The organism is Aphanothece sacrum FPU1 (assembly GCF_003864295.1).
Lineage (GTDB): Bacteria > Cyanobacteriota > Cyanobacteriia > Cyanobacteriales > Microcystaceae > Aphanothece_B > Aphanothece_B sacrum.
In genome coordinates, this window is record NZ_BDQK01000009.1 from 80,233 (window position 1) to 96,121 (window position 15,889).

16 protein-coding genes are annotated in these 15,889 nt (G+C 35.0%); 10 read left to right on the forward strand and 6 right to left on the reverse strand.

Features of this window, described 5'->3' with window-relative positions:
* Nucleotides 1-66 precede the first annotated feature (66 nt).
* Together AsFPU1_RS10285 and AsFPU1_RS10290 are read right to left on the reverse strand one after the other, a co-directional pair.
* A complete protein-coding gene (locus AsFPU1_RS10285) occupies nt 67-879 on the reverse strand; it encodes a WecB/TagA/CpsF family glycosyltransferase (protein ID WP_124972352.1) in 813 nt (270 codons plus the stop codon).
* A 305-nt stretch (nt 880-1,184) separates the two neighbouring features.
* Nucleotides 1,185-2,246 (reverse strand): Mrp/NBP35 family ATP-binding protein, encoded by a 1,062-nt coding sequence (locus AsFPU1_RS10290; protein ID WP_124972350.1) that lies wholly within the window; start codon nt 2,244-2,246, stop codon nt 1,185-1,187.
* A 220-nt stretch (nt 2,247-2,466) separates the two neighbouring features.
* Between AsFPU1_RS10290 and AsFPU1_RS10295 the strand changes: the two genes are divergently transcribed.
* From AsFPU1_RS10295 to AsFPU1_RS10315, 5 genes are all read left to right on the forward strand, one after another.
* Nucleotides 2,467-2,787, forward strand: a complete 321-nt coding sequence (locus AsFPU1_RS10295; protein WP_124972348.1) for a nucleotidyltransferase family protein — start codon at nt 2,467-2,469, stop codon at nt 2,785-2,787.
* A complete protein-coding gene (locus tag AsFPU1_RS10300) occupies nt 2,774-3,121 on the forward strand; it encodes a HepT-like ribonuclease domain-containing protein (protein WP_124972346.1) in 348 nt (115 codons plus the stop codon). Before AsFPU1_RS10295 ends, AsFPU1_RS10300 begins: the two co-directional genes overlap by 14 nt.
* A 126-nt stretch (nt 3,122-3,247) precedes the next feature.
* Nucleotides 3,248-3,826: a Uma2 family endonuclease gene (locus AsFPU1_RS10305; protein WP_124972344.1), complete on the forward strand. Its 579-nt coding sequence runs from the start codon at nt 3,248-3,250 to the stop codon at nt 3,824-3,826.
* A gap of 16 nt (nt 3,827-3,842) precedes the next feature.
* Nucleotides 3,843-4,520 carry a hypothetical protein gene (locus AsFPU1_RS10310; protein ID WP_124972342.1) on the forward strand — a complete coding sequence of 226 codons (678 nt, stop codon included), beginning with the start codon at nt 3,843-3,845 and terminating at the stop codon, nt 4,518-4,520.
* 54 nt (nt 4,521-4,574) lie between these two features.
* Nucleotides 4,575-5,237: a hypothetical protein gene (locus tag AsFPU1_RS10315; protein ID WP_124972340.1), complete on the forward strand. Its 663-nt coding sequence runs from the start codon at nt 4,575-4,577 to the stop codon at nt 5,235-5,237.
* A gap of 74 nt (nt 5,238-5,311) precedes the next feature.
* On the opposite strand, the gene AsFPU1_RS10320 is transcribed toward AsFPU1_RS10315, so the two are convergent.
* A complete protein-coding gene (locus AsFPU1_RS10320) occupies nt 5,312-6,739 on the reverse strand; it encodes an NADP-dependent isocitrate dehydrogenase (protein WP_124972338.1) in 1,428 nt (475 codons plus the stop codon).
* 172 nt (nt 6,740-6,911) lie between these two features.
* On the opposite strand from AsFPU1_RS10320, the gene AsFPU1_RS10325 reads away from it, so the two are divergent.
* Both AsFPU1_RS10325 and AsFPU1_RS10330 read left to right on the forward strand, forming a co-directional pair.
* Nucleotides 6,912-7,205 carry a nucleotidyltransferase family protein gene (locus AsFPU1_RS10325; protein WP_124972335.1) on the forward strand — a complete coding sequence of 98 codons (294 nt, stop codon included), beginning with the start codon at nt 6,912-6,914 and terminating at the stop codon, nt 7,203-7,205.
* A complete protein-coding gene (locus tag AsFPU1_RS10330; RefSeq protein WP_124972333.1) occupies nt 7,202-7,543 on the forward strand; it encodes a HepT-like ribonuclease domain-containing protein in 342 nt (113 codons plus the stop codon). Before AsFPU1_RS10325 ends, AsFPU1_RS10330 begins: the two co-directional genes overlap by 4 nt.
* A 258-nt stretch (nt 7,544-7,801) precedes the next feature.
* On the opposite strand, the gene AsFPU1_RS23085 is transcribed toward AsFPU1_RS10330, so the two are convergent.
* Together AsFPU1_RS23085 and AsFPU1_RS10340 are read right to left on the reverse strand one after the other, a co-directional pair.
* Complete coding sequence (locus AsFPU1_RS23085) at nt 7,802-8,557, reverse strand: PEP-CTERM sorting domain-containing protein (protein ID WP_227873393.1); 756 nt, start codon at nt 8,555-8,557, stop codon at nt 7,802-7,804.
* Between the two features lie 402 nt (nt 8,558-8,959).
* Nucleotides 8,960-11,395, reverse strand: coding sequence for an EF-hand domain-containing protein (locus AsFPU1_RS10340; protein ID WP_124972331.1), 2,436 nt, complete (start codon nt 11,393-11,395; stop codon nt 8,960-8,962).
* 1,264 nt (nt 11,396-12,659) lie between these two features.
* Here AsFPU1_RS10340 and AsFPU1_RS10345 point away from each other — a divergent pair.
* Genes AsFPU1_RS10345 through AsFPU1_RS10355 form a run of 3 tightly spaced genes read left to right on the forward strand, consistent with a single transcriptional unit; the run spans nt 12,660 to nt 15,193 of the window.
* A complete protein-coding gene (locus AsFPU1_RS10345; protein ID WP_124972329.1) occupies nt 12,660-14,495 on the forward strand; it encodes a multicopper oxidase family protein in 1,836 nt (611 codons plus the stop codon).
* A gap of 57 nt (nt 14,496-14,552) precedes the next feature.
* Nucleotides 14,553-14,792 (forward strand): hypothetical protein, encoded by a 240-nt coding sequence (locus tag AsFPU1_RS10350; protein ID WP_124972327.1) that lies wholly within the window; start codon nt 14,553-14,555, stop codon nt 14,790-14,792.
* Nucleotides 14,792-15,193: a type II toxin-antitoxin system VapC family toxin gene (locus AsFPU1_RS10355; RefSeq protein WP_124972325.1), complete on the forward strand. Its 402-nt coding sequence runs from the start codon at nt 14,792-14,794 to the stop codon at nt 15,191-15,193. Before AsFPU1_RS10350 ends, AsFPU1_RS10355 begins: the two co-directional genes overlap by 1 nt.
* 50 nt (nt 15,194-15,243) lie before the next feature.
* On the opposite strand, the gene AsFPU1_RS10360 is transcribed toward AsFPU1_RS10355, so the two are convergent.
* On the reverse strand, nt 15,244-15,837 hold the full coding sequence (locus AsFPU1_RS10360; RefSeq protein ID WP_124972323.1) for a gamma-glutamylcyclotransferase: 594 nt from the start codon (nt 15,835-15,837) through the stop codon (nt 15,244-15,246).
* Nucleotides 15,838-15,889 lie beyond the last annotated feature (52 nt).

Genomic DNA, 15,889 nt, shown 5'->3' on the forward strand with positions numbered 1-15,889 from the left:
GAAAAAATATTATCCAAAGCAAAAAAATCAGCATTTAAACCTAATTTAATTACCAAAGAATCAAGTCTAAACCTTTCTCAATGACAAATTATCTTGAGATTTAACATCTTTGGGCTTAGGAAAAATTCGAGATAAGAGAGATTGCTGACGAATTTTTTGCTGAAAAATTAACCAGAAAAAAGGCATACTTTCAATTAAATATCTTTTCCAAAGACGCCTAGGTTCCGATAGCAAACGATGTAACCATTCTAGTCCAACTTCGCTCATCCATTTAGGAGAACGAGGTTTATATCCTGCTTCAAAATCAATAGTTGCGCCAATAGCCAAGAAAATTTTAATATTAGGTAATTGGTGTTTGTATTTATTAATCCATTTTTCCTGTTTAGGCGCACCCAAACCTACCGCCAAAACCGTCGCCCCTGATTCTTTAATTCGTGCCACAATTCTTTGACATTCTTCTTCGTCTTTCTCAAAACCAAACTCAGGAGAATAAGTATCAACAATAATATTTCGTTCTACTTTTTGATTGATTTTTTCTTGAGCTTGTTGAGCAATACCTTCTTGCGCCCCTAATAAAAATATCTTAATTGATGCATTCGCTTTATTGTGTTGATAAAAAGCTGGAAATAAATCAGAACCAGAAATTTTTTCTTGTATCGGTGTTCCTAAAAATTTAGAGGCATATTGAACAATCTTACTGTCACAAATCCGATAATCGGACTGTTGATATACACTCTGGAGTTCCTGATCATAGCGCAACTTCATGAGGTGGTCTACATTAGGCGTTACAACTACGCCCCCTTTATGGGTAAGCTGTTCTAAAAGATCGACGATGGAAAGGTTATGAATGGCGACATCAAGGATGTTAACTGTTTTCATGGATTGACACAGGATAATTTGCCTCACCTTCAATTGTCCAATATCGATGTATAACTTAGTGTTAGCGAGTGTATAACTTAGTGTATAACTTAGTGTATAACTTAGCCAATTTATTAAGTTATACACTCAAAGTAAACAAAAATACTATAGTATTCTCCATTAAAGTTAGGACATTCGTTATCCGGCGAAACCTTGCCATGTAGGGGTTAATGGCCCTTAACCTCTACTTAATTTAGAGTGAGACAAACAAACTAGGGGCAAACGGCCGTTTGCCCCTGGAATTTACGGTTAAAAATGTCCAAGTTTTAGGTTAAAGCGGCCACGGAAACTTTAGCGGCAATTTGTTGAGCGATCGCTTTTAACGCTTTAGCGGAGGCCGACTCAGGAGAGGACATGACAATAGGAACCCCAGAATCTCCTCCTTCTCTAAGGGCGATTTCCAGAGGAATACAGCCTAATAGGGGAACGTTTAACTCTTTTGAGGTTTTTTCACCTCCACCAGAACCAAATAAATCATAGGTACGATCTGGTAAATCTGGAGGAATAAAATAACTCATATTTTCGACAATTCCTAACACATTGACACCTAATTGTTGAAACATTTTTAAACCGCGACGAGCATCTAATAAAGACACTGTTTGCGGTGTGGTAACAATGACGGCCCCGGCCATAGGAACTGCTTGTGCTAAGGTTAATTGAGCATCTCCGGTTCCTGGGGGCATATCTACTACTAAATAATCCAAAGAACCCCAATTAACTTGATAAAGAAACTGACGAATAATGCCATTAAGCATGGGGCCACGCCACATTACAGGTTGATCAGGGTCAATTAAAAAGCCCATAGATACCATTTTTACCCCATAATTAAAAGCGGGTTCTAAAATGTCTCCTTGTTGTCCTTTGTCTACCTTAATGTCAACATTTTCTAGACCTAACATTGTCGGGACATTTGGCCCGTAAATATCGGCATCTAGTAAACCAACTTTTGCTCCTAGTTGGGCTAAAGAAACGGCTACATTTACTGCTACGGTACTTTTTCCTACCCCTCCTTTTCCACTAGAAATGGCAATAATATTTTTAGTCCCAAATACAGATTGTTGGTTGGGCAATGCTTTTTGTTGGGGAGTTTCGGCCGTGACTGCTACCTCAACTGTTTCTACTCCGGGTAACTGTTTAACTGCTTTTTGACAGTCTTGTACAATAAATTCTCGCAAAGGACAAGCAGGGGTGGTTAAAACCAGGGTAAAACTGACTTTACCTCCATCTACAGCGACATTGCGAATCATATTTAAGTCTACTAAACTTTTTTGTAGTTCAGGGTCTTGAACGGGACGTAATACATCTAAAATAGATTTGGTGTCGAGCATTGTGATTTAGGTTCTCCTGATGGGGGCAACTTATATATTAGTAAAGTGTCTTCTGTCATAAATCTTAACTGTTTTGGGTACACAAAGGATAACAAGTCTTACGACAAAACCGCGATCGCAATATTCTTGTGTTTTCTAGATATTACTGATCTAATAAATTTCATGATATCTGGCATAATTGATGATCAGTATGGAGAAAAGATCAAGAAGTATTAAAGTTATGCCTACTCAAGAAAATTTACCTATTCTACTGCCACAAAATAAAATTAAGGCATTTTGTCAACAATATAAAATTCAGAAATTGTCATTATTTGGTTCGGTTTTACGGAAGGATTTTACCACGGAAAGTGATCTTGACTTTTTGGTAGAGTTTCTTCCTGAAGCCAAGATCACTTATTTTGATTTAGCTCAAATGGAAAGAGAACTTTCGCTAATACTTGATGGTAGAAAAATTGATTTACGGACTCCAGCAGAATTAAGTCATTATTTTCGTCAAGAAGTTTTGGAAATAGCTTTGGTACAATATTATGTCCAAAATTGATGATATCACTCGTCTACAACATATGAAAGATGCTGCAATTCAAGCAAAAGATTTTATTAATGGGTGTGATCGCCAGACTCTTAATAATAATCAAATGTTAGTATTTGCCTTAATTAAAGCTGTAGAAATTATTGGTGAAGCAGCAGCAAATATTTCTTTAGAATGTCAACAAAAAAATCCACAAATTCCTTGGTCTAACATTATTGGTATGCGAAACCGTCTTGTTCATGCTTATTTTTCTATTGATCTTGATATTCTTTGGAATACAGTAACTATCAAATTAGACCCCTTAATAGAAGAACTAGAGGTTCTCCTAATGCATAAGAGACAATAAATAATGAAGAATTATTAAGTATTAATTATCCTTTATTGGGTAACATATTAGAATAGGTTTAAGTCATTTTGCTCACTTGATCAAACCAATGAATTTTTGTAATTAAGACAACTTTCAAGAAATTTTATGAGTAATTTACCGTCACCATTAGAATTACCAATTCCTCTAACAGATGACCAATTTTGGCAACTGTGTCAACAACAAGAAGAATTACAATTTGAGCGGACGGCTCAGGGGGATTTAATTATTATGACACCCACAGGAGGAATAACAAGTGATCGTAATTCAGATATTAATTTTCAACTAAGAGCCTGGAATCGTCAATATAAACTCGGCAAAGTTTTTGACTCATCGGGGGGGTTTAAACTGCCTAATGGGGCTGATCGTTCCCCTGATGCTTCTTGGGTTAAACTAGAACGATGGAATGCTTTAACTTTGGAGCAACAAGCAAAATTTGTGCCTCTTTGTCCTGATTTTATTATTGAATTGCGATCGCTTAATGATTCTTTACCAAAACTACAAAAAAAGATGGAAGAATATCAAGATAATGGAGCAAAGTTAGGCTGGTTAATTGATCCTCAACGTAAATTAATAGAAGTTTATCGTCCTGATCAATCTGTTGAAATCTTAGACTCTCCTACTACTATATCAGGAGAAGATATCTTACCTGGATTTGTATTAGATTTAACCGAAATTTTTTCCTAAGGAAGTAAATAAATTTATGAATATATTTTTGAAGAATTATGCTGTTTGGATGATTGCCTGTGTTGTGGGAATCTTTTATAATTCATATCCAAGTTTATCAACTGGTATCAATAAAAAGTTACAACAAATAACAATAACAATAATATATCTAAATGAGTCGGAAGTATGCGAGGGTGGATATGAGAACCCACCTTGTCTTACGCTATTTGATAGAAAAAATATAAATATTGAAGAACTGTTTAGTTCTGGAATTAAGTCTGATCCAACAATAGTTAAAGTAGAAAAAAAATGTGATTTTCTTCTAACAGAGAACTTAAAGCAAAAAATACATGACTATATAGATACGGATAAATATAAAGAAAGAGACTATAAGAAACGCAAGTCTATTCTTGTGGTTTTTGAATGGGAGGGAAAGAGAAAGCTTAACACAACAATTAGCAAAGTTACAGTCAATAATCAAAATGAACGTCAGCAAGAATCAGAAGTGGTTTACACATTAAATTCAGGCTCAAAAAGAACGTTAGTTATGTTCCATCGCAGAGCAGAGGAATTTGATACCCGTCTAGGTCATTCCTGGGAAGTTTCAATCAAAGAAAAATATAAAAATATGGAATACAAATCACAATTTACTTTTCATTTGAGAGATGTTGGACAGCTTTCTAATTATACTTCATGTTCTTCAATAAATTCTTAAAAGCGACTAAATTTGTATGATTGTATTGTTAAGAAATGAGTAACCAATAAAAACATGAATAATAATGCAAAATTAGAAGCAATTATTAAATGGTTTTGTAGTAAAGAGTTTGGAGTAATCTTTGTCGAAAATGGGGTTTTTGCTGTTGTGGTTGGTCTTTTTATACTTTATGTTCAAAACAACATTGAAACTCAGCGAATCGAAAAAGATATAAATGAGAGTCGTTATCGTGTCGAGATTAGCATGATTATTGAGCAGCGTACAGCAATTATTCAACTAATGTCTAAATATCGCTTATCTTTTTATCAACTAGCACGTCAGATAGGCCCAAATTATGATCCGACAATAATTTCCAAGATACCATGTAAATCCAATAAATCTGATTCTTGTAAACCATACTCTATAAGTTTAAGCGAGATAAAAGAAGATTTAAAAATTCAAAGTAATATTTTGTTTGATATATTTCCATCTGTTGTGGATACAACAGATTTGAGAACAAAACAAGAAGACTTGGTAAAAAAAATGGCTCAACTTAATGATAGTCTTACAGAAGAAAAAGCACTGAACTTTGTTTATGGAGAACTTCAAATATGTTCAAAAAATACGACTAAGTATGAAGTTTGTCAAAATCTAGAAGCTGTTAATAAATCTTCTGAAGAATACATTACAAAAATTAATGAGAAGTTAAAATCTGTAATTCAATCGAAACAGAAATAATCTTAATATTTTTATTATCTTTCAAGCCCGCGTAGGCGGGCTTTGTTTGTGTAGCAACATCTTTTAAGATGCTATTAATCAGCAAAATGATCAATAATAGCTTGAGCAAACTCTGAACACTTCAAAGGTTTATCAACAGGGGGTTCAATTAACCGTGCCAAATCATAAGTAACTTGACGGTTAGCGATCGCATTTCCTAGACCTTTTTTAATCAAATCTGCCGCTTCTTGCCATCCCATATATTCTAACATCATCACCCCAGAAAGAATGACCGAACCAGGATTAATTCTGTCTAAACCAGCGTGTTTAGGTGCAGTACCATGAGTTGCCTCAAAAATAGCGCAAGTATCCCCAATATTAGCCCCTGGCCCCATGCCTAAACCTCCCACAACTGCAGCAGCAGCATCAGAGATATAGTCACCGTTTAAATTCATCGTTGCCAAGATAGAATATTCATCAGGACGGGTTTGAATTTGTTGGAAAATACTATCAGCAATACGATCATTAACCATGATCTTTTCTTTCCATTTGCCATTACCATGACTTTCCCAAATTGTATCAAGAACTTCTGTGACTTCTTGACAAGCTTGTTGTTTTTTCTCAGGAGTTAAAGCATCATAACCAGGTTCAATGTGACGGGCATTATCTTCAATGCTAATGTTAGGATTTCCTTCTTTATTACTCAAAATCCAAGATTCTCGTTCAGTCACACAGACATCACGAAAGTCTGAAGTAGCTAATTCATAACCCCAGTCACGAAAAGCACCTTCAGTGTATTTCATAATATTGCCTTTATGCACTAAAGTGACCATTTGCTTCTTTTTAGGAAGACGTAAAGCTTCTTCAATTGCCCGACGAACTAACCGTTGAGAACCAGTTTTACTAATAGGTTTAATACCAATTCCTGCATCTAAAGGAATCTTTTTTTTGCCATGTTCAGGAGTTGCAGGAATCAGTTCATTATTCAAATAATCGATCAGTTTTTTGCCAATTTCTGAGCCTTGTTTCCATTCAATACCTAGATAAATATCTTCCGTATTTTCTCGATAAACAATAACATCTAATTTTTCAGGAAACTTATGAGGAGAAGGAGTCCCCGGATAATAGCGACAGGGACGCACACAAGCATATAAATCAAAAATTTGCCGTAAAGCCACGTTTAAGGAACGAATACCCCCACCAATAGGGGTAGTCAAAGGGCCTTTGATAGCGATACCATATTCTTTAATAGCCGTTAGAGTATCATCGGGTAAATATTGATAGGTTCCGTAAAGTTCACAAGCTTCATCCCCTGCATAAACCTTAAACCAATTAATTTTTTTAGTGTTTCCGTAAGCAGCAGCAACGGCCGCATCGATAACTTTTTCCGTAGCTGGCCAAATATCAACCCCGGTTCCATCCCCACGAATGAAGGGAATAATGGGATCATTAGGAACAATGGGTTTGGCCTCTTTAAAGGTAATTTTAGAACCAGTTGTTGGGGGTGTCAGTTTCTCGTACATAAAATAATTGATGATCAAGTTTGTTTTTTAATTACACTCCCCAATTGGGTAAATTTTCTCATTCTTAAGGAAATCTATCAATTCAGTCATCTGACTGACATAAATACTAATTATATATGATAAAATTGATACAATAAATGTGAGATTTTGATATATTTAACGCTTTTAGAAGATGAAGGTTAAACAATTAATACAACAAAAACGAGAAGATATTTTAAAAATAGCAGCTAAACATGGCGCATATAATGTACGAATTTTTGGTTCAGTTGCAAGGGAAGAAGAAACAGAAAAGAGTGATATTGATTTTCTAATTGATTATGATTTGGATAAAATAAGTCCTTGGTTTCCTGTTGGATTAATAGAAGACTTAGAAAATCTGTTAAATAGAAAAGTAGATGTTGTAACGTCAAAGTCTATTCATTATTTTATTCGAGATAAAGTTCTTGATGAGGCTATCTATTTATGAAAGACAATAAAATTTATCTAATTCATGTCAGAGATTGTATTGCACGAGTTAAAGAATATACATTAGAAGGCAAACAAGCTTTTTATGAAGATACAAAAACTCAAGACGCTGTGATCAGAAATCTGGAAGTAATGAGTGAATCAGTCAAAAAATTACCGAAGGAATGGAAAGAAACTCATCCAGAAATTCTCTGGGGCAAGATAACCGGTTTTAGAAATATATTAGCTCATGAATATTTAAGTATTGATTTAGATATTCTCTGGGAAGTTGTAGAGTGTTATTTACCACCTTTAGAAATAGCGATTGAAGCCATTACACAAAAATTCTGGAATAATTAAGTAAAGAAACTAATTCTTTTAAGTTTCATAAATTAATTATAGAAAATTTTCTGACCTCTAACTATCAACTTTTGATTATATGTACAATGTCAGTTTTTTATGACTCCACAAAAAAACTGCCCCCTCTTAATAAAAATTAGAGGAGAGACAGTAGTAATCTTGACTATGGACTTGATAGAATAGAGAAGTTGAAAATTGTTAGGGAAAACTAAAGTCTAAAAGTTAGACAAGTCTATCCTGATTAACAATGAAGTTTTCTTAGGCTTTAGTAGACCCTTTTTTATCTTTTTTGTTAAGCTTACGTTTGAATGCACCACCAAATAAAATAGCAGTACCCGCACCTAACATAGTTAGAGGTTCAGGAACAACATTAGTATCACCCCCCCCACGTATAGCAGTTAATTGAAGCGTATAGGAATTTTGATCGTTGGCTGTGCCAGCTCCGTCGATAATGTTAATACTTAGATTACCTAAGCCAAGAGTGTCACCCGTATTAGCTCGCGTAAATTTACCAGTTAGTGGAGCGGATGAAGCAAGTGATATAAGGCCACTTGCGGATACTCGGCTACGTAATAAAACTCCTGGATCTACAGTAAAATTAATAGCTCCGTTTGAAGGATTAGACGAAACGAGTGTGAGAAAGGGAGCAACAGGATCTGAAAAACTATAGAAAGCTGAAGTAATGGGAGCAGTCGAATCTATGGGATAAGTGGTGGTGGGCCCCAGGCGTGTAATACTGAGTCGATTGAGCAAAGTTGCTGAATAAGTTGTAAAGTCCAAAGTTTTATTTTCGGTGTTGGTGATTCCACTTAATCCAGCAGTACAGCCAACACCACCATCAAAACAAACAGTGTCTGATAAGGGATTAACTCCCAAATTCATTTGAGCAAAACCTTTAATCTGCAATGAACCCTTAAGTTCTGCTGCTTGAGCAGGAGCAATCATAGAAAAAACGGTAACGGTACCCATTAATACGGCACCTAAAGAAGCAGGTTTAAAACTAAACATATTCATAATTAATTATCCTCTGAGTGAAAAACGAAATTTGTTTGTTACTCACTATTGTTACAAATGAATATTAATTTTAATGTCATAGTTTAAGGCCTCAAGCAAAACTTTTTGTATAACTTTTTCCTAGACATCGTTTACACAAAATTGGATCAAGTAGAAAAGCTAGAACCATTGTTTCATAGCAGTTTTCCCTATTTTGATTCAAATGATCTTTTGCAGAAATCTCTGGCGAAGTGTTAGCGTTTGATTTTCGGTGTTTGATACATAATATGCGCAAAAAGTCAATACTACTTAACAAAAAAATATAATACCAATCAACAAGTTCGACAACTGAAGTTTAGGATCTTAAATCAAAAAATACCCCCGAATTTATCGGGGGTTAACATTAATCACAAGTGTTATTAATTAATGAGTTTGAAGTTGTCCAAATAACTGACAAAACTCCTCATAACTAATTTGTTCATCACCGCTAGTATCAGCGTGTTTCAGCATGGCCTCAATATCAGCATCAGAGATGGCCTCATCAATATCTTGAAGACAGACTCTTAATTCCTCCAAGGTGATATAACCAGAACCATCTGCATCAAATAGATGGAAACGTTTTAACATTTCTGATTCTTCACCCTCAGCCAAATCTCGGTGAAGTAGGGTAGAAAACTCAGCAAAAGTGATCCGGTTACTATTAGGACGACCCGTAATAATATCCATCAATTCTTGCACCCGTTCGGAAGAATAAGGACGACCCACAGCCCTTAATAAAGAGCGTAATTCAGCAGCCGATAAACAATCATTGCCATCTTTGTCAAATTTATTGAATATCACCCGACAAAACGCTTTTTGTTCTTCGTTCATCTCCTCGATCTTACCGGAAATTGGTGTTCTTCCTTCAGCGATCGCATCGAGATATTCGATAACACTAAAGGTGTAAGCCATGGAATGCCATAATTGACGGGGGTTAATATGAGTAATAATCTCTTTCTCTTCTTGAGGGGTGATAGCATACTCTTCCCGAATAGCATTAACCGTTTGTAACTCCTTAGTAGAGAGACTATTGATTAACTCATTAAAGGACTCAAATGGTTTTTTGCCCGTAATGATATCAAATAGATCAATGATGATGCCTTGACTCGGATGCTCTTGTGAAGATTCGATAACGGTGTCAAGGAGAGCTTGACGATAGCTTTCTTGACGTAACCACTCTTCATGATTATTCTTTTTAGAGGGATTAACCAGAATAGGATCTTCGACTTCGAGTTCAGTTAAGACTAATCTATGTTCTTCTTCTGTGATATTCAGTTCTAGGCGCATTTGTAGCAGAATATCCAGACTGCTCTCACTATCAACATAGCGTTCAGTAATGGATTCTTTCAACACCCCTTTATAAGCTTTAAGCCGTTTTTCTTTGTCAAATCCTGGCAGAATTTTAGCGAGGACATAAACTTCATCCACATTGAGATCATCTAAAGATCTATTATCCAAAAACTGACCGATATTAAGATTGAGTTTGCTCAGTTGTTTACGCAATCTACTAGCCAGACTTTCTCGTTGATAAAGATAAGGATTTCTCGGCCAAGTACGATAAAGCCAAAGACCACTACAAACAGCCATTACAACAGGAAAGAGGTATTTCAACTGATTAGGTAATAGTCTGACTAAATTACTACCTCCAAAGATAAAGAAGAAGTTGAAAATAAAGAAGGTAGCCAGAGTAAATAAGCGGTGTCTCACCACTTCTGTATTTACTAATTTGTGGTGACGTAATAGATAACCTTTATACATTTTTTCTAGTTTACGTCCTAGAAAATAACCCACTAAACCAAATACACCAATCGTTAAAGGAGCAGCAACTAATTTGGGAATAGCAATGGGAGTATTAAAGATATAAAAACCAGGGTTGAATAAAGTATTCAACTGATTCTCTTGATGAGACCAAGCAGCCGACATCAGATATTCCCAATTACCAGCAAAAAGAAAAGGATAGACGAAGTAACCAACAGTTAAACCCACATAGCCATAATAAAGCCATTGATATTTAGGCGTTGTAATCTCTTCCCAATAAGAACGCTCAGCATCAATATCAATGCAAGGACTATGACAAGCTATACAAGCACTATGTTCTTTCCCTTCTGTATTGACCGTACGACACATTGATTGAGTGATCTTTTGACCCTCTTCCGTATGAGCGGAACTATTGAGTAAGGCTCTTGGTTGAGTAAAAACTTGTTCCACCGGAGCCATAGGGCAAATATACTGACACCAAGATTTGCCACCGTAGAGATAACCAACCACCATTGAGGCTATAATTGTTCCAACCAGAAACAATCCTAATGTAAGTCGATTAGAATTGTAAAATAAAATCCGCCCAGTTATTCCTAAATACAATAATACCATCTGTAAATAGATATGATTCCGATTTAGCCAGGAATTTGGATCAACTTTTATTACCTCATGGCGAGTTTTTCCTGTTTTCGCATCAACCCGCTTACGACTTCTTTGAAAGCCTAAGTTACGGGGCAATTGTGAAAAATAAGACAAGGGGCAAACCCGTCGCCAAGCATCATGACCAAAGACCATCAAGACGAAGACACCGAAGGGAACAATCAGTGTCCAAAACAACAGTCCGCCAATAGCATAAGGAATTTCTGTCATACACTTTCCTTGCACTTGAACACAGTCAAATTGTGTGATGCGACTGATGCTCAAAGGACTCCAGGTATGTTCTGGAAGGGTTAACCATGAAGAAATCGGATCATAAAATAATGAGGTAATTAGCACTAGCCATCCGATAGCTAGAATTCTTCTTACCCATAGCATCTGTCGTTCAGGAATTTTTGCAAACATAAGATTTAAGTTCCCTCCTAGCAATTAACAAGAGAGCAAAATTCAACATTATTTGTACTTGAAATTTAGACAATCAAATCGGCAGTCAACAACTCATCTGTTATTGAGGAAAATTACTATTTCTTTAACAGTTGACCTCTTTGAATTTCCTCTAATAGTTAACTAAACTTAATCTCATTCTTAAAGGCCTCATTGATTGTACGCTGCTTTCAATGATGGAACTCATGTTAAGAATTGTCATAAGTAAGTCTCCATACTTTTAAGTTTAGTTCTTGTGGTTGATGCAATTTGTAGCTAATTTTGCTAATTCTCGTAATCACTTGTTCTGCTACATAAAACTGATACAACGTGGTATATTAAGCTCTCCCGACATCTTGGTATAAAATGTATAATCAGCTACAATACTTAATATTAAGACTGATGCAACTTTAATGACTTTGATTGTTTACGATATTGGGTCTATAAAATCCCAATTTATAATTTATAATTCATAATTTATAATTCATAACATCTTGGTATAAAATGTATAATCAGCTACAATACTTAATATTAAGACTGATGCAACTTTAATGACTTTGATTGTTTACGATATTGGGTCTATAAAATCCCAATTTATAATTTATAATTCATAATTTATAATTCATAACATCTTGGTATAAAATGTATAATCAGCTACAATACTTAATATTAGGACTGATACAACTTTAATGACTTTGATTGTTTACGATATTGGGTCTATAAAATTCCAATTTATAATTTATAATTCATAATTTATAATTCATAACATCTTGGTATAAAATGTATAATCAGCTACAATACTTAATATTAGGACTGATACAACTTTAATGACTTTGATTGTTTACGATATTGGGTCTATAAAATCCCAATTTATAATTTATAATTCATAACATCTTGGTATAAAATGTATAATCAGCTACAATACTTAATATTAGGACTGATGCAACTTTAATGACTTTGATTGTTTACGATATTGGGTCTATAAAATCCCAATTTATAATTCATAATTTATAATTCATAACATCTTGGTATAAAATGTATAATCAGCTACAATACTTACTCCTTAAGTCTTATTGTCAGTAACTATGTTCTAATACAGGCCTTTCCTATTGATTTTTGTTTCAGTCTCAGAATATTGAGTAAAGAAAACTTTTGTAAAAATATATTAATATTTTGTTCTTTAACTCATTTAATATAGTTAAATAAGACAAGATGTCAAACTAGTTATTTTATAGGGGCTAGAACAATGACAGACAAATATGAATCAATCACACCTGAAACTACTAAATTTAATTTAAGTAGACGCTTATTTTTAGCAACAGGTGTAGGAACTTTAGCCGCTTTAGCTATTCCTAATAAAGCCAAAGCTGACCCGAATAATATAGCTTTAATTACGGATACATCCACTAATTTTGGCACTACTCCCACTTTAACCCCACCTTCAGATAAAACCTTTCCCCAACCGGGAATTAAAGCCTCTGATTTAGGGGTTATTAAAGCCAAATGGATCGTTAATCAAGACAATATTCCTTTAGGTGAATATCAAGGATTTATTCGTTTTTATGCTGATACTTCTGCCCCTGATGTTCCCTTTATTCCTGCCCCTACCTTATGTCTTAATCCGGGGGACATTATCGAAATTAATCTGCAAAATACTCTATTAGCTGATGATAAATCTTGTCAAAATCCTGTGTTTAATCAGCCTAATTGTTTTAACACCACTAATCTACATTTTCATGGACTTCATGTCTCTCCTTTAAGTATGGGAAAAGATGGCATACCTGTTTCTGGTGGACATCCATCAGATGTTGAATTTTCTTCCGATGATGTATTAATGGAGATTCAACCAGGAGAGACGAATAACTATTTAGTACAATTACCCAAAAATCACGCTCCTGGTACTCATTGGTATCATTCTCATCGTCACGGTTCTACTGCTGTTCAAGTGTCTAATGCCATGGCAGGAGCTATTATTATTAAAGAACCCTCGGATCAGGCAATTTGTCCCGATGCACCGGATGTTCTCTGGATATTACAAGATGTATTATCAGATGGGAGAGGGCAAGGAGGTATAATTGATGATAATGATGTTTATATCCAACAAGGACGTAATAATGAGGGAGAATGTTTAGTTAATGGGAAATATCAGCCAACATTGACTATACAAAAGGGTGAAATTCAACGATGGCGTTTTGTAAATGCAGGTTCTACTCCTCGGACATTAATGAACCTAAAATTATGTAAAGGTACTCTAAAAAATGTCAGCGATTGTGATAATAATACTCTACAAACGATGTATTTAATAGCTAGGGATGGCATTAATTTTTATGGCAAAAAACCGAAATCCCAAACAACTCATGCTTTTTCGCCTGGTAATCGTTCTGATTTTTTAGTTAATTTAGAACCTGGAAATTACACCCTAATCAAAGATGTTTATACAGGGACTAAAAATGTCTATGGAGATGCTAATGATCCGAGTCAAGCTGTCAACAGTAACGCCTCAAAATTCAGTAAACAGGTAATAGCTTATATTACTGTTACTAATACCCCTTATTCTAAAGCTGAAGCTGTTAAAAATCAGTTTGATACTTTACAAGCTAATGGTATTCCCACTACAGGAATGGCTAATTATTTAAACCCTATTACGGGGCCAGTTATTCCTAATCCTAAAAAAGTTGAATTTGAAGCTAGTAGAGGTGTTTTCACCATTGATAATATCAAATTTGGTGATCCTAATGCTAAATTTACAGTAGCCCTCAACTCTCAAGAAGAATGGATATTAGATAATACCAGTGGGGTAACTCATCCTTTTCATATTCATGTTAATCCTTTTCAAGTAGTAGCAATAGGGACTAAAAGTGGAGGAACAATTACTTGGAAAAAGGTTCCCGAAGCAGATCTAATTTGGCAAGATACGGTAGGCATTGATCCTAATATACCCCTAAAAATTCAACATCGTTTTGATGATTACAATGGAACTTATGTGTTGCATTGTCATATTCTGATCCATGAAGATCAAGGTATGATGTATGAGGTAGAAGTTACAGGTAATGGTATTCCTCCCGGCTCAACTGCTGCTTAATATCTAAGTAGAGTGGTTAATAAATAAACAAAAGGCAAAAGGTAACAGAGATAAACCATGAACATAAAAGAACGTATCCTCCAAGAAATCGAAGATTCTTCCCCTATTCTTCTAGAAGAATTTCTTGATTTTATTCTGTTTACTAAACAGCGTCGTCAAACTCCAACAAACCATAAACCCATCTGGGAAATTGCCGCCGAACTCACTTGCGATATTCCCCCCGAAATTCTAGCAACATTACCCACCGATGGTGCAGAACAACATGATCACTATCTTTACGGTACACCTAAACATTAATGAATGCTATTTTTGCAGATACATTCTATTGGATTGCTTTACTTAATCCCCAAGATACTTGGTATAAAATAGTTAATCAATATCGCCCTTCTCTTAATCTTGTGACAACAGATTTGGTATTAGATGAAACTCTCAACTTTTTCTCAGAAAAAGGTAGCTTTATGCGGCTTAAAGCGATTTCTCTTTATGAAAGTATTGAAATCGATCCCCAAATTGTAGTGATTTCAACAACCTCTTTAATTCGTACAGAAGCTAAAGAACTTTATAAAAATCGACTCGATAAAGGCTATAGTATGACTGATTGTATCTCAATGGTAGTGATGAGACAAAATAATATTACTGAAATTCTCACACATGATCACCACTTTATTCAAGAAGGATTTAAAATTTTATTTCAATGATTATTGTAAATTTAAAATTGACTCTAATATTTTGCTGTAATAATACTAAGCTAATGCTTGAAACTATTTAACTGAAGTTGATACATATGGTTAAATAAATTCCAACAATATTCTTCCGATAAACCACAAGTAATTGCCCCTCGTAATACTACATTAAAATACCAATCATTAGGGGCTAATTCTTGGGGCAGTTTTTCCACAACTACATAAGTTCGTACATTTTGATAAACTTTTCCCCCACTATGAACCTTAATATATTCATGACGATAACCATTATGGGGGATTTCTTCTCGTTCATCAAGGCGATCGCTAAACCGCAAAGGAAGACGATATAAGACCCCTTCCACGTGGGAATTAACATCAGGTACTATATCTAAAGCCCCACAATTACGCCGCAAAGAACGACGATAAAACCCCAAACGATACCCTTTAACAATACCCACCCCTACCACATATTCATGAGTCGTTTCTTCAAAAGTACGCTGAAGATCCACTGGACACATACAAGATCCGTAAGCGAAATAATAAAAATAAGATTCCGATAATTCTTGACGTTGCCAATGACTTCCCTGATAATGAGAATAAACAACGTTGGCAGGAAAATTAGAGGAGGTTTGGGGTTGAGAATTAGGTGATAGACTCATCAGGTTTTAGAGAAGGATAGAGATAAGTTGTGGTAATTTGATTTTTCCCTTA